This is a genomic window from Rhizobium sp. BK251 (genome assembly GCF_004345245.1).
Classification (GTDB): Bacteria; Pseudomonadota; Alphaproteobacteria; order Rhizobiales; family Rhizobiaceae; genus Rhizobium.
Genome location: NZ_SLUQ01000001.1, coordinates 767,880 through 782,546, shown reverse-complemented (window position 1 = coordinate 782,546; position 14,667 = coordinate 767,880). Strand labels below are relative to the sequence as shown.

11 protein-coding genes are annotated in these 14,667 nt (G+C 61.8%); 7 read left to right on the top strand and 4 right to left on the bottom strand.

The genetic code is table 11. The annotated features are described in order from the left end of the window. Positions 1-49 precede the first annotated feature (49 nt). On the bottom strand, positions 50-1,189 hold the full coding sequence (locus EV286_RS03760) for an acyltransferase (RefSeq protein ID WP_132955649.1): 1,140 nt from the start codon (positions 1,187-1,189) through the stop codon (positions 50-52). Between the two features lie 142 nt (positions 1,190-1,331). Beyond that, entirely contained in the window at positions 1,332-2,996 is a 1,665-nt protein-coding gene (locus EV286_RS03755) for an electron transfer flavoprotein-ubiquinone oxidoreductase (RefSeq protein WP_132955648.1), read from the bottom strand. A gap of 262 nt (positions 2,997-3,258) precedes the next feature. Between EV286_RS03755 and EV286_RS03750 the strand changes: the two genes are divergently transcribed. From EV286_RS03750 to EV286_RS03740, 3 genes are all read left to right on the top strand, one after another. Next, a complete protein-coding gene (locus EV286_RS03750; protein ID WP_132955647.1) occupies positions 3,259-4,047 on the top strand; it encodes an SDR family oxidoreductase in 789 nt (262 codons plus the stop codon). Between the two features lie 238 nt (positions 4,048-4,285). Then, positions 4,286-5,512 (top strand): efflux RND transporter periplasmic adaptor subunit, encoded by a 1,227-nt coding sequence (locus EV286_RS03745; protein WP_132955646.1) that lies wholly within the window; start codon positions 4,286-4,288, stop codon positions 5,510-5,512. Beyond that, on the top strand, positions 5,509-8,625 hold the full coding sequence (locus tag EV286_RS03740) for an efflux RND transporter permease subunit (protein ID WP_132955645.1): 3,117 nt from the start codon (positions 5,509-5,511) through the stop codon (positions 8,623-8,625). Before EV286_RS03745 ends, EV286_RS03740 begins: the two co-directional genes overlap by 4 nt. A gap of 65 nt (positions 8,626-8,690) precedes the next feature. On the opposite strand, the gene blaOXA is transcribed toward EV286_RS03740, so the two are convergent. Then, positions 8,691-9,515: a class D beta-lactamase gene (blaOXA, locus tag EV286_RS03735; protein WP_132955644.1), complete on the bottom strand. Its 825-nt coding sequence runs from the start codon at positions 9,513-9,515 to the stop codon at positions 8,691-8,693. 104 nt (positions 9,516-9,619) lie between these two features. Between blaOXA and EV286_RS03730 the strand changes: the two genes are divergently transcribed. From EV286_RS03730 to EV286_RS03715, 4 genes are all read left to right on the top strand, one after another. Further along, on the top strand, positions 9,620-10,510 hold the full coding sequence (locus EV286_RS03730) for a LysR family transcriptional regulator (RefSeq protein ID WP_132955643.1): 891 nt from the start codon (positions 9,620-9,622) through the stop codon (positions 10,508-10,510). 147 nt (positions 10,511-10,657) lie between these two features. Continuing rightward, positions 10,658-11,950 (top strand): Hsp70 family protein, encoded by a 1,293-nt coding sequence (locus tag EV286_RS03725; RefSeq protein ID WP_132955642.1) that lies wholly within the window; start codon positions 10,658-10,660, stop codon positions 11,948-11,950. A 76-nt stretch (positions 11,951-12,026) separates the two neighbouring features. Next, positions 12,027-12,908 (top strand): uracil-DNA glycosylase, encoded by an 882-nt coding sequence (locus tag EV286_RS03720; protein ID WP_132955641.1) that lies wholly within the window; start codon positions 12,027-12,029, stop codon positions 12,906-12,908. A 138-nt stretch (positions 12,909-13,046) separates the two neighbouring features. After that, positions 13,047-13,238: a hypothetical protein gene (locus tag EV286_RS03715; protein WP_132955640.1), complete on the top strand. Its 192-nt coding sequence runs from the start codon at positions 13,047-13,049 to the stop codon at positions 13,236-13,238. A gap of 417 nt (positions 13,239-13,655) precedes the next feature. Here the strand turns inward: EV286_RS03715 and EV286_RS03710 are convergent, their stop codons facing one another. Next, a complete protein-coding gene (locus EV286_RS03710; protein ID WP_132955639.1) occupies positions 13,656-14,528 on the bottom strand; it encodes a hypothetical protein in 873 nt (290 codons plus the stop codon). Positions 14,529-14,667 lie beyond the last annotated feature (139 nt).

Genomic DNA, 14,667 nt, shown 5'->3' with positions numbered 1-14,667 from the left:
TCTAGAACCAGCAATCCCTGCGCTCTCCGAATTGCCCGCGGGCGTCGCATCAGGCGCCGGCGGCCGCGACAGCGGCCTTCCGCTTCGCCCGGTCGGACGAAGCGCCGACCTTGAAAAATCTCTGCAGCGAGAGATACATCGGGCGCTCCACGAACCTGAATATCGGTACGGCACAAGCGCTGCATACGATGAACGCTACCGGGATGAAGAGGAAGCCGGGATCTCCGATCAAGATCCGCCATGCCTTTGAAAGGCCGTAGAGAACGAAGACATGGGAGAGGTACAGGCTGTACGAGGAGTCGCCGAGATGCTCAAACAGCCTGACGCTTTCACATCCGTGGGCCTGCTGGCCCGGCGAGACGCTGATAAGCACAGCCAGAGAGCAGAACGACCAGAACAGCATCCGCCAGGGCAACTCCTGGAATGGCGGCTTCCAGACGACGTAGATCGTGATGGAGATCGCCAGAAGGGCAAGGATCTTCAGGAGCGTATGCTCGACACGAAGCGCATGTCCCCGAGCGGCGAACTCCCCGGCGACTATCCCGACTACGAATAGCACGAGATAGGGCGCCAGGAAGAAGGACAGCCCTGTCGCCGGATCCAATCCCTCCATCACCGGGTTCAAGGCGTTTCCGCAGGCGACGGCGAAAAGCAGGAGAGCTGCAGCCAGGGCCGTGCCGAGCCTTCTTGGAAAGAGCATGCAGAAGGCAAAGACGGCGTAGAAGGCCATTTCGTAGTTCAGCGTCCATCCCTGGCCCAGCAGCGGCCGCATGGGTCCATCGCCGTAGGGAATGAAGAACAGCGACGGCAGCAAATCAGCGATGTGGACGCTGCGCCCGCTCAACCACAGTCCCGATGCGATCAGGGATGCGGCAAGAACGGTGAAAATCCAGTAGAGCGGTATCACGCGGATCATCCGGCGGAGCAGAAATCTCGCCGCGCTCCTCGGACTGCCGAAGTCGTTCTTCGTCGTGTAGGCCATGATGAAGCCGCTGATGACGAAGAATATCGCAACCCCCTGCTCGCCCAGAAACCAGCCGAACTGCTTGAACCACGCAGGGGTGCCGGCGGTACCCATGATCTGCGCCGAGGCATGATCCGCGACCACAAGCAGGGCCGCAATGGCCCTGAGTGCCTGGAGGTAGTGAAGCTTCCGGCCGCCTGGAACCGACCCGACATCTGCCTGCATTGGCGTCCCCGTAGCAGCCTAGCCGACGCCAAGAGGCCATAGCGCGGCAAAGAATGCAACTGCATGGCTTCGATCCTGCGCCTTGCGACGCGGACGCGCCGCTATTCATCCGCAGTGCGGGCAGAACCTTGTCAGCCCCGCTTCACATGTTCGGGTAGACCGGACCTTCGCCGCCCTGCGGCGGGACCCAGTTGATGTTCTGGTTGGGATCCTTGATATCGCAGGTCTTGCAGTGCACGCAGTTCTGCGCGTTGATGACGAAGGTCGGCTTGCCGTCCTTTTCCACCCATTCGTAGACCGCGGCGGGACAGTAGCGCGACGAAGGGCCGGCATAGACATCGTGCTCGGAGTTCTTCTGCAGCGCCATATCGCCCACCTTGAGATGGACCGGCTGGTCCTCCTCGTGGTTGGTATTCGACAGGAACACCGAGGAAAGCCGGTCGAAGGTGAGCACGCCGTCCGGCTTCGGATAGTCGATCTTCTTGTGCTGGGCAGCCGGCTCCAGCGAGGCCGCATCGGTCTTCCCGTGCTTCAGCGTGCCGAAAAGCGAAAGGCCGAAGAGCTGGTTCGTCCACATGTCGAGGCCGCCAAGCGCGACGCCGAGGACCGTGCCGAGCTTCGACCAGAGCGGCTTGACGTTGCGGACCCTCTTCAGGTCGCGTCCGATATCGGAGGCGCGCCAGTCGTTCTCGATCTCGATCGGCTCGTCATGCGCCCGCCCAGCCGCGATCGCCTCGGCGATGCGGTCGGCCGCGAGCAGTCCGGAAAGAACCGCGTTGTGGCTGCCCTTGATGCGCGGCACGTTGACGAAGCCCGCCGAGCAGCCGATCAGGGCGCCGCCCGGGAAGGTGAGCTTCGGCACGGACTGATACCCGCCCTCCGTGATGGCACGAGCGCCGTAGGAAATCCGTTTGCCGCCTTCGAAGGTACCGCGGATCGCTGGATGGGTCTTGAAACGCTGAAACTCGTCGAAGGGAGACAGATAGGGGTTCTTGTAGTTCAGGTGGATGACGAAGCCGACGGCGACGAGGTTATCCTCCAGATGGTAGAGGAAGGATCCGCCGCCGGTCGACATGCCGAGCGGCCAGCCGAAGGAGTGTTGCACCAGACCTCGTCTGTGGTGCTCGGGCTTGACCTCCCAGAGCTCCTTGATGCCGATGCCGAACTTCTGCGGTTCGCGCCCGCGCTGAAGATCGAACTTGGCGATGAGCTGCTTGGCGAGCGAGCCGCGCGCACCTTCCGCGATCAGCAGATATTTGCCGAGCAATTCCATGCCGCGCGTGTAGCTCGGGCCCGGTTCGCCGTTTTTCTCGATGCCCATGTCGCCGGTCGCGACGCCGATAACGGCGCCCTCCTCGTCATAGAGCACTTCTGCCGCGGCAAACCCGGGATAGATCTCCACGCCGAGCGCTTCGGCGCGGCCGGCGAGCCAGCGACAGACATTTCCGAGCGACACGATGTAGTTGCCGTGATTGTTCATCAATGGCGGCATCATGAAGTTCGGCAGTCGCACCGAGCCCGCGGGACCCAGCAGCAGGAAGTGGTCGTCCGTCACTTCCGTCTTGAAGGGGTGATCATCCTCCTTGCGCCAGCCCGGCAACAGCCGGTCGATGCCGATCGGATCGACGACGGCGCCCGACAGAATATGCGCGCCGACTTCGGCTCCCTTCTCCAGGACGACTACGGAGAGCTCCGGATTGACCTGCTTGAGACGGATCGCGGCAGAAAGCCCGGCGGGCCCTGCTCCGACGATCACGACGTCGAATTCCATGCTTTCGCGTTCCGGAAGTTCGGTATCAGAGGTCATTCACTTTCTCCGCACGGCAGCCGTCACCGCCAAATCCCCATTTTTGCTTATGTCTTGTCAAAATGGCCGCCGGTTGTCGAGCCGGGAAACGACAGCCGATCCTCCAATTTGCACCGCATCGCATTTCTCCCCAGTCAATTGGCCCCGGTTGTTGCCCATCGATGAAATCGGTGCTTTGCACTTCTTCAAAATCGTGGGCTGAGGCAATATAAGGATCGCGGCATACCTGCCTGCCAAAGAAAAAGAATACGAGGGGTACATCATGGATCTCGGCATCAAGGGCAAGCGCGCCCTCATTCTCGCTTCGTCACGCGGTCTCGGACACGGGATAGCCGTCGCTCTCGCCCGTGAAGGCGTCGACGTGCTCCTCTGTGGGCGCAACGGTGAGCGGCTCGCGGCAAACTGCGCGGCCATCAATGCCGAAGGAAAGGGACGCGCGGATTGGATCTGGGCCGATCTTTCCGAAGACAACTTCGTGGAAATGACAACGGCAGCGGTCGAGGAGAAGCTCGGCGGCATCGACATCCTCGTCAACAATAGCGGTGGGCCGCCGCCCGGAGGCAGCGAGGACATGACGCCTGTCAGGCTGGAGACTTACTTCCAGTCGATGGTGCTCAGCATTATATCGCTGACGAATGCCCTGCTGCCGGGCATGAAGGAGCAAGGCTGGGGCCGCATATTGACCGTCGCCTCCTCCGGCGTGGTCGAGCCGCTCGCCAATCTCGCGCTTTCCAACACGCTAAGGGCCGCTCTTGCCGGATGGTCGAAGACGCTTGCGACCGAAGTCGCGGCGCGCGGGATCACCTCGAACCTGCTTCTGCCCGGCACCATCCACACCGACCGAACCGACGATCTCGACGGCGCCACCGCGAAGCGAACCGGACGAAGTCTCGAAGAGGTGCGTGCAGAAAAGCGAGCGCGAATTCCTGTAGGGCGCTATGGCAACGTCGAAGAATTCGCGGCAACGGCCGCGTTCCTCTGCAGCGCGCCTGCGAGCTTCATCACGGGCTCGATGATTCGATGCGACGGCGGGGTTGCCCGCTCCCTGTAAGAAGCGCCAACCCGCAGTTCGGTTCGCTCGACGGTCACCAGACGCAGTGCCCTGCTACTGGGGCGCTAGGCGTTGTTTTTGCTCGCTTCAGGCGAGCTCTGAAGCACTTCATTACAAAGATTTAACCCGTTGTAACTCCTTAGTGAATGCACCGGCAGGAATCTGTCTTTTTTGCGCCGCAATAGAGGCAGTTCAATCAAGCGTGAATTTGGGCGCAACCGTTTGACCGGTCTTTCATATGAAGAAATTTTGGATCCTGGCGAGCATCGTCATCGTCGCGGTCGCAGCGTGGGAGCTGCGTGATCGCCTTCCTTTCGTTTCACAATTCGTAAAACAGGCCTCTGCCGAGACAGAGGGCAACGGAAATAGCGGCCAGCGTCGGCGCGGCGGGGGTGCCCCCGTCATGGTCAAGACGGTGGAGGCCAATCGCGCTCCGCTCGCCATGGATGTCACCGCGACCGGTGCGGCGGATGCGGACGACAACACGACGATAGCCGCACAGGAACAGGGTCTGGTCATCAGCATCACGGCGACGGACGGCGCCACCGTGAAGGCCGGAGACCTCATCGCCAAGTTGGACGATCGAACGGCAAAAGCCACGGTCGACAAGGACAAGGCGATGCTCGTGCGCGACCAGGCGACGCTTGCGCAGGCGCAGACCGCCCTGCAGCGCGCCGAGGACCTCGTCCAGCGCAACGCCGGGACGCAGCAGACCGCCGATCAGGCCCAGGAGGCAAGGGATACGGCCGCGGCGACGGCCGATGGTGACAAGGCCGCCCTTGCGGCCGACCAGGTCGTCCTCGAGCATACCGAGATCCGCGCCCCGTTCGATGGGCGGCTCGGCGACATAGCCGTCAGCCCCGGCGCCTTCGTCAGCGCCGGAGCGGCAATCGTCACGATCGAGAAATACAATCCGATCTATGTGAAGTTCCACCTGCCGGAAGCCTATCTCGGCCAGCTGAAGACGGGTTTCGATGCGGGTGCAGTCGCTGTCGATGCAGTGCCCGATATCGCCCAGGCTCCCACGATCCGGGGGCAGTTGAGCTTCTTCGACAACACGGTCGATCCGGCTTCAGGCACGATTCTCGCGAAAGCCAAGTTCGACAATCCGACGGGTGCCCTCTGGCCGGGTCAGTCGGTCAATGTCACGCTCCATTTCGCAAGCAGCGGGAAGGATATCGTCGTACCCACGGTCGCGATCAGCCCCGGCGCGGATAGCCCCTTCGTCTACACTGTCGGCGGCGACAAGAAAGTCCATGTAACACCGGTGAAGGTGTCCCGCTCCAACGGTGACGACAGCGCGATCACGGAAGGGCTCGCCGAGGGCGCGCATGTGGTCGTCGAGGGCCAGGTCCAGCTGATCGACGGGCAGACCGTTACCGAGGAATTCAACGACGCATCCCCCGACAAGCAGGCGAACACGGATGCAGCACCCCAACCCGTCGTGGTGGGGGTTGCGCAATGATTCCTCAGTTCTGTATCCGCCGCCCGGTTGCCACCACCCTCCTTGCCATCGGTGCCGTCCTTGCGGGGCTGGCAGGTTACCGCTACGTCCCCGTCGCCGCCCTGCCACAGGTCGACTTTCCGACCATCAACGTCTCCGCCGCACTGACGGGTGCTTCGCCCCAGACGATGGCGACGTCAGTCTCCACGCCGCTGATCAAGCAGTTCGAGACGATCCCCGGAATCAGCGAAATCAGCGCGACGAATTCGCTGGGCAACACGAACATCGTTCTTCAGTTCGACCTCAATCGCGACATCGATGCGGCGGCGGCCGACGTCCAGGCGGCGATTTCGCATGCGACACGCCAGTTGCCGGACAACATGACGACGCCGCCGAGCTATCGCAAGTCGAACCCGGCGGATGCGCCAATCCTGCTCCTTGCGGTCAGAAGCGATACGCTGCCGCGCAGCAAGATCGATGAAATCGCCGAAGATATTCTTTCGCCTTCGCTTTCCACCCTGCCCGGCGTGGCGGAGGTTTCGGTCTTCGGTGCGCAGACCTATGCCGTCCGCGTCGAGGTCGACCCATCCAAGCTGCAGGCCCGCAATCTCGGCGTCGACAACGTGACCGATGCGATCGCGAACGCCAACAGCCAGACACCGGTCGGTTCGCTCGAAAACAGCAGCCAGCGGCTGACGATCAACGCCGACACCCAGCGCACCAATGCAGACCAGTTCAAATCGCTGGTCATCGCCTCGCCGAACGGAGCACCGATCCATCTCGGCGACGTTGCCGAAGTCCAGGACAGCGTTGAAAACCTCGACGCCGGAAGCTGGTACGACGACAAGCAGGCGATCATCCTGGCCGTGCAGCGCCAGCCCGATGCAAACACGGTGGACGTGGTCGACGCGATCAACGCCAAGCTGCCAGCGCTTTCGGCGGAGCTGCCGCCGTCCGTCTCCATCAACGTGATGAACGATTCCTCGACCGCGATCCGCGATTCGATTGCCGACGTGAAATTCACGCTGATGCTGACGATCGGCCTTGTCGTACTCGTCATCTATCTCTTCACCGGCCAGCTTGCCGCGACCGTCATTCCCGGCCTTGCCGTGCCGCTCTCGCTGATCACCACCTTCGGCGCGATGTATGTGCTCGGCTACAGTATCGACAACATCTCGCTGCTCGGATTGACGCTTTCCGTGGGCCTCGTGGTCGACGATGCGATCGTGATGCTGGAAAACATCATGCGGCATGTCGAGCACGGCATGCCGGTACGGGAGGCTGCCATCAAGGGTGCCTCGGAGGTCAGCTACACCATCGTCTCAATGTCGGTCTCGCTGGTTGCCGTCTTCATTCCCATCCTGCTCATGGGCGGCGTCGTCGGGCGCCTGTTCAACGAGTTCGGAATGGTCGTCACGCTTGCCATCGTGGCGTCGGCGATCGTCTCGCTGACCGTCACGCCGATGCTCGGTTCACGGCTATCCGGCGCCACGAACAATCCCGGGCTGATGGTGCGCGTGTTCGACGCCGGCTTTAGCCGGACGCTGACAGGATATGACCGCGCCGTCGGGTGGTGTCTGCGGCATCGCTTCACCATCCTGGCGCTCTTCTTCGCCTCGGTCGGGTCATCCATCTATCTTTTCGAGACGTTGCCTTCCAGCTTCTTCCCGACCGAGGATATCGGCCGATTGACGATCTCCACCCAGGCGCGCGAGGACATCTCCTATTCAGCGATGCGCGACCTGCAGACCCAGGTAGCAACTGCGGTCAGGGCCAATCCCGCCGTCAACCACGTGACCTCGATCATCGGCAGCAATGGCCGCAGCCCCCTCAACAACGGTACGATATGGGTAGAGCTCAAGGATCGTGACGCCCGGCCGCCGCTTGCCCAGACCCTGCGCCAATTGCGACAGAGCCTCGCGAAGATCGCCGGCATCAAGACATTTATTACACCGCAGCAAAGCCTGCGCTTCGGTGGCCGAAACACGGCAAGCCAGTATCAGCTCGTCGTGCAGGCGCTCGATGCGGCCCGTACGAACGAGTGGGCCGGCAAGATCGAAGACGCGATGCGCGGCGACCGGCAGCACTTCACCGACGTGACCTCCGACGCGCAGAACGCGGCAATCGAAGCGAACATCAAGGTCGATCCGGAAAAGGCCGCGAACTACGGCATTACCGACGACGAGCTGCGCAAGACGCTGGAGATGGCCTTTGGCGGCTACACCGCCGCGCAGATCCAGTCGACCGGCGACAGCTACGACGTCATCACAGAGTTCGACAACACCAAGCCCTGGAACGACCAGATGCTGAAAGACGTGCGCGTCCTTTCAAGCAATGGCAGCCTTGTGCCGCTGTCGAACTTCGCCCAGGTGGAGCGCAGGACGGCGCCGGTTACGATCAACCAGACGGGCCAGCTCGTTTCGACGACGATCTCGTTCAACCTGCCGTCGGGTGTCGCGCTCGGCGACGCGACTGCGGCGATCGACGGCATCAAGTCGCAACTGCAGATGCCGAACGATGTCTTCACCTCCTATGGCGGCACGGCCGCGATCTTCCAGCAGTCGCAGGGCAATGAAGGGATGCTCATCCTTGCTGCGGTCTTGACGATCTATGTGGTCCTCGGCGTCCTCTATGAGAGCTTCATCCATCCGTTGACCATCCTCTCGGGCCTGCCGGCGGCGGCGTTCGGGGCACTGCTGGCACTCAAGCTCTTCGGTTTCGACCTTTCGATCATCGCTCTCATCGGCCTGCTGATGCTGATCGGCATCGTGAAGAAGAACGCGATCATGATGATCGACGTGGCAGTCGATACAATGCGCACGACGAGTACGAGTGCTTCTGCAGCAATCCATGAGGCCTGCGTGAGGCGTTTCCGGCCGATCATGATGACGACCTTCTGCGCCCTGCTCGGCGCCCTGCCGATCGCGCTTGGCACGGGGGCAAGCTCTGAGCTTCGCCAGCCGCTCGGCGTGGCTGTCGTCGGCGGCCTTATCGTCTCGCAGGCACTGACGCTCTTCATCACACCCGTCATCTTCGTGGAGATGGATCGCCTCGGCCGCTTCCTGCATCGCCTGCTCGCCAAGCGGAAGGCGAAGCAGGAGGAGGATATCCCGACTGCGATCGCCGCCGAATAGGATGCGGCAGCAATCCCGATGAGCGACCTCCGCAGGGAGGTCGCCCAAGGCCACGAATGGGACGATCAGAACCCTTCGGCCAGTTTCGGGAAGTCGTCGATCAGGGAGTCGCGCACCACGTAGCTGATCGGGTCGTCGGGATAGCGCTTTGTATCGACCAGCAGCCTCGCGAAGATGACGCGGTGCTCGCCCTTCGTCGCCCAGCCGACGAACCAGCCGAGAGGCCGGTCGTAGTCCGTCTTGCCCGCCTTGTCGCGCAGCCAGCCTGCGCCGGTCTTGCCCTGGATGTTCCAGCCATCGCACGCCTCGAAATGCGGAATGATCGCTAGCGTCATGTCGGCCGCATGGTCGGAAATCGGCAGGCCGCCCGTCAGGAAGCGTCGGATGAACCTGACCTGCTCATCCGGCGATATCTTGAGCGAGGACATCAGCCAGGATTCAGTAAGCCCGTCCGTGTTGCCCGGGCCACCGGAAACATCGCGGTTGCCATAGCCGAAGCGCTGGACGTAGTCGGCAAAGACGCGCTTGCCGAGCTTGCGGGTAAGCTCCTGCGAATACCAGACGATGGAGTCCTTTTCCCAGATGAGCGGATCGGTGTCCTTGCGCACCCTCTCCGGCCCCTTGAACTTTGCCTGGTACTTCCAGCGCGGGTTCTCGGCGTCGACAAGGACGCCGGCGTCAAAGCCCATCATGGCCAAAGGCAGCTTGAAGGTCGATTGAGGGTAGAAGGCCTGGTCACAGCTGCCCTGGCGGTAGAGCGTCTCGCCGGTATCCTCGTCGATGATGACGGTGCAGCGGATCGGCTCGGCTGCGCTGAGCGGCGCGCTGTCAACGAGGAAAGCTGATATTGCTAGAGAAAAGGCTAAAATAAAGGGATTTTTGAAAGCCATCGATGTCCTCCGAATGGTTCGACGTGGCTTTTCTAGGTCGGCTTGTCAGCCCCAATCAAACGATGATATCTGCGGTCAGGCATAAATTAAACTAGGCCATATCAATGGTTCGACCTTATTTGCCACTGAATGCATTGCGCGCCTTCGAGGCCGCTGCACGACACCTCTCCTTCACGTGTGCGGCGATCGAACTCTGCGTTACGCAGGCTGCCGTCAGCCATCAGGTGAAGCTCCTCGAGCAGCGGCTCGGCGTAACCCTATTCCGCCGCCTGCCGCGTGGACTGATGATCACCGAAGAGGGGCTCGCTCTCCTGCCATCGCTTCAGGAGGCCTTCGACCGCATGGCGGACATGCTGGAGCGCTTCGAGGGCGGTCATGTGCGCGAGGTCCTGAAGCTCGGGGCCGTCGGCACGCTCGCGGTCGGCTGGCTCCTGCCGCGGCTTCAGGACTTTCAAGAAAGACATCCGTTCGTGGACCTCAGGCTTTCCACGAACAACAATCGCGTCGACATCGCCGCCGAGGGGCTCGACTATACGATCAAGTTCGGCAATGGCGCGTGGCACGACATCGAGGCAGACGCGCTGTTCGAAGCGCCTCTCTCCGTGCTCTGCATTCCCTCAATCGCGCGGCAGCTCAAGTCCTTGGGCGACGTTGCCCACCAGACGCTTCTGCGCTCCTATCGCGCCGACGAATGGCCGAGATGGTTCGAGACCGCGGGCGTTCTTCCGCCACCGATCCGCGGCCTCGTCTTCGATTCCTCCGTATTGATGGTCGAGGCCGCGCTGCAGGGCGCCGGCATCGCGCTTGCCCCTCCGCTGATGTTCTCCCGCCAGCTTGCGGCCGGCGCACTTGTCCAACCCTTCCCGATCCATATTTCCAAGGGAAGCTATTGGCTGACGCGGCTCAAATCCCGCTCGATCACCCCTGCCATGCAGATGTTCCGCAACTGGCTGCTCGACATGGCGGCACAGATGCCGCAACCGGCCGAAAACTAAGGGCTGCGGGGTTGCCATTCCGCCGGCCCTGTGCCATCACGCGCGCTCTCAAAAAACTCGGGGCGCGCGCGGTTGAGCGCCTTTTCGCGTTTGGGGGCGCAGCGCCCCGCGGTTCAACTACCTTCAGTGTATTCAAAGGAGCACGGCATGGCACGGGCGCTCGGGCTTGATTTTGGCACGACGAATACTGTTCTGGCGTTGGCCGACGGCGGCGCCGCCACGCATTCCATGTCTTTCACCAGCAGTGCCGGCGTGACCGACACGATGCGCACCGCGCTCTCCTTCATGAAGGATCCGGTCCTCGGCGCCTCGGCGCTGAAGGTGGAGGCCGGCCAGGCCGCGATCCGCCAGTTCATCGACAATCCCGGTGACTGCCGTTTCCTCCAATCCATCAAGACCTTTGCGGCGAGCGCCCTCTTTCAGGGAACGCTGATCTTTGCAAAGCGCCACAATTTTGAAGATCTGATGGAGATCTTCGTGCGGCGGCTGCGGACCTACGCGGGTGAAGCCTGGCCGTCCGAGACACGCCGGATCGTCGCCGGCCGCCCCGTGCATTTCGCCGGAGCCAACCCCGATCCTGCACTCGCGACCGAGCGCTACAATGCGGCACTCTCCCGCCTCGGCTTTGCGGAGATACACTATGTCTACGAGCCGGTGGCCGCCGCCTTCTATTTCGCCCAGACGCTGAAGTCCGATGCGACCGTACTCGTTGCCGACTTCGGCGGCGGCACGACCGACTATTCCCTCATCCGTTTCGAGACCAGTGCCGGCAAGCTCACCGCCACACCGATCGGCCATTCAGGTGTTGGCGTTGCCGGTGATCATTTCGACTACCGCATGATCGACAACATCGTGGCGCCTCAGATCGGCAAGGGCAGCTATTTCAAGAGCTTCGACAAAGTGCTGGAAGTGCCTTCGAGCTATTACGCGAGCTTTGGCCGCTGGAACCAGCTCTCGATCTTCAAGACCTCGCGCGAATTCACCGAACTGAAAAAGCTGGTGCGGACCAGCCTGGACCCGGACAAGCTTGAGAAATTCGTGGACCTCGTCGATCACGACGAAGGCTATCCACTCTATCAGGCGATTTCGGCGACGAAGATGGCACTATCTTCCAGCGAGGAGGCAGAGTTCAACTTTCCGCCGCTCGGAGCAGCAGGCCGGCGAACGGTTCGTCGCGCCGATTTCGAAAGCTGGATAGCCGACGACCTCGCGCGCATCGAAGGCGCGCTCGACGAGATCCTGACATCGACCGGGACTGCCCCGGGTGAAATCGACAAGATATTCCTGACAGGCGGCACGTCGTTCGTACCCGCGGTGCGTCGCATCTTCACGAGGCGTTTCGAGTCGAGCCGTATCGAAAGCGGCGGCGAACTCCTCTCGATCGCCCACGGCCTCGCGCTGATCGGGGAGCGCGACGACATAGCACAGTGGACGGCGTGAAATGATTGCGGCGCGGCGACTGCAAGGCTCGTCTCACGCCCTTCCCCCCGCCCGTGCCATTCGATAAAGTCTCGACATGATCGCCGCCAAGGACCTCTCCCCCGCAGAGCTTGCCGCCCTCCTGCACTTCCATGCAGACGCCGGCGTCGAGTGGCTGCTCGAGGAGGAGGCGGTCGACCGCTTCGCCGAATTCGAGAAGATGAAGGCGGCCCGGCGCGCTCCTTCTGCCCAGGCTGAGCCGACTGCCGGGGCATCGCTATCCACACCTGCCGCCCGGCGTCCGCAGCAGCCGGCCGCCCCGGCCGTGGAACGGCAAGCCCCGCGAGCACTGACTATCCCCGACGATCAGGCTGTCGAGCAGGCCCGTTTCGCGGCCGACAGCGCCCGTTCGCTTGCCGAACTGAAGACCGCCCTTGAAGCTTTCAACGGATGCAATCTGAAAAGCAGCGCGCGCTCGACGATATTTGCAAGCGGCGACGCCGCGTCCGGCATCCTGATCGTGGGGCCGATGCCAAGCGCAGACGACGACCGCGAAGGCGCGGCTTTTTCCGGGCGGGCGGGGCAGATGCTCGACAGGATGCTGGCCTCGATCGGACTTGAGCGTTCGCGTATCCTGCTGACCAACGTCATACCTTGGCGCCCACCGGGAAACCGCATGCCTTCGCCGGCAGAGGCGGATATTTGCCGCCCCTTTATCGAGCGGCAGATCATGCTTGCCGAACCGCGGCTGATCCTTCTTCTCGGGAATTTCACCGCGCGCTTCTTCTTCGGCGGGACGGACGCTATTCACGGCCATAGAGGCCAATGGAGAGATTTGCCGGTCGCTGGCCGCAACATCCCGGCGCTCGCGAGCCTTCACCCCCAGGAACTGCTCACAGCGCCGATCAACAAGCGCCTGGCATGGAGCGATCTGCTCACCTTCAAGCTGCGGGCTGAAGCAGACAACTCTGCACAATAATTGTTCAATGTTAAATATATGTGAAATAAGCCATGCGCCCCTCGCATGGCAGCGTAGCGGTGCGACCCATTGTAGAATCAGTGCTGCACTGCAATATAAGACATGTCTTGGGAGGAATTTGTAACAGGAACCAAGGCTATGAACGCCCCCTTTCGTCCTATCCATTGCGGATTTGAAACTCTTCGCCTCGCGAACGACCCGATCCGCATGTCACAGGGCTACTATCGTCGCGGATTTGCAGCGAACGAGCAGATGATCGCTCGTGGCACGGGTGTCTCCACCCGCAAGGCGCGCCCGGCCGACATCTTCGCCGATTTTCGCACTTACTGACCGATCCGGCTGCGCGACCTCGCTCAGAGCGCGAGGCGCATGGCAGCCTTTCGACTTTGTGCATTGCAACAGAAACGCAGCCGGGCCATGCTTGGGGGAATTTCTTGCATCTGTCGGAATTCGCGCAAATGCCCTCCAGATTTAAACCGCTTCTGTCATTCTTCGAGGCTGCCAGCCATGTCGCTTGCGCGGTAAGGGCGGCCGAAGAATTCGACCGCGCAGTCAATGCGAGGATAGATCGCTCGCCGCCGGCCTGCGATCCTGCAACATCAGGCGTTCCACTTTAGAATTTCAAGCGGGCAGATCTTGCCCGCTTTTCTTTTGAGTTTTCAGAAGACCTTTTCATGAAGATCAGCGCCGGGCACTTCCCCGGCGCTTTTTCTTTCGGGCCCGCCCTCTTCCGCCCGGCAGCACCGCTTAGCCATATTCCCGTTGCAGTTCCGCCTTGGCCCAATGAAAGGCCTCGTCGACGAGCGCGAATTTCACTGCCTGCCACCGGCAATAATCTCGAAGGAAATCGGCAGAGAGCGAGACGTACGTTCGCTTGCTGCCCTCTCGCCAGCTCAGGCAGCCGCTGTCGACTGCCTTGGCAAACAGCCGCTGCAGGTGAGTTCGCGAGATCAGCAACTCGTTCGCCATCCTGCGGACGTTTACCGGCCCGCTTTCGATGCGGCCTTCATCTTTGTTCGACAGGTCGAGCTTCGCCACAAGCTCGTCCACCACCATACCGCCCGCCTCCGTCCACATGAACAGGCCCACATGCGCCGGCGGATCGCGCCATTCTGCGCTCTCGAGGCAGTTGCGGGCAATCCGGGGCTGGGCCAATGGCATGATGCCGGGATTTGCCGCGAGCGTCGCAGCGCGGCCACCGCCGTCGAGAAGATCGAGCGCGGAAAGGTTTGCGCCAAGCCATTTGAACATCGCGGCGTGACTGACCTGCGCCGCCTCGAAGCGGCGGGGTCGCCGCCTCATGTCGCCAGAGCGTATCGTGATGAAGCGGTAGGTCAGCAGTTCGTCGAGAAAGCTCAGTACCGTATTGCGGCTGGCGATACGATGGCTAGTGATCGCATCGGTCAGCCGCGCAACCGTCAGGCCCGAGGACGGGTCCGACGGATCATAATCGAGATGAAGGGCGTAGGCGGTCTGCGTCATCAGCCAGCGCTGGTGCGAAGCGAGCAGGCGAGCCAGGCGCGGCCCGGCATCAAAAACGCCACGTAACTCGAGAGCAAGCTGACGCAAGCTCTCTATAAAATCCGGATGGCGGGCAAGTTGCTCCGCGGAAAATGTCAATTGCGGCCTCCCGAAAGCGTACACGAGCCAGCATTCGACATGAGAGCCGACAGAGTATCAGCTCTTGGCGGCGAGGCAATTCTGACAGATGTGGCGTGATAGAAGTGAGACTTGATCACTTTGCTTTCACCACATTTTT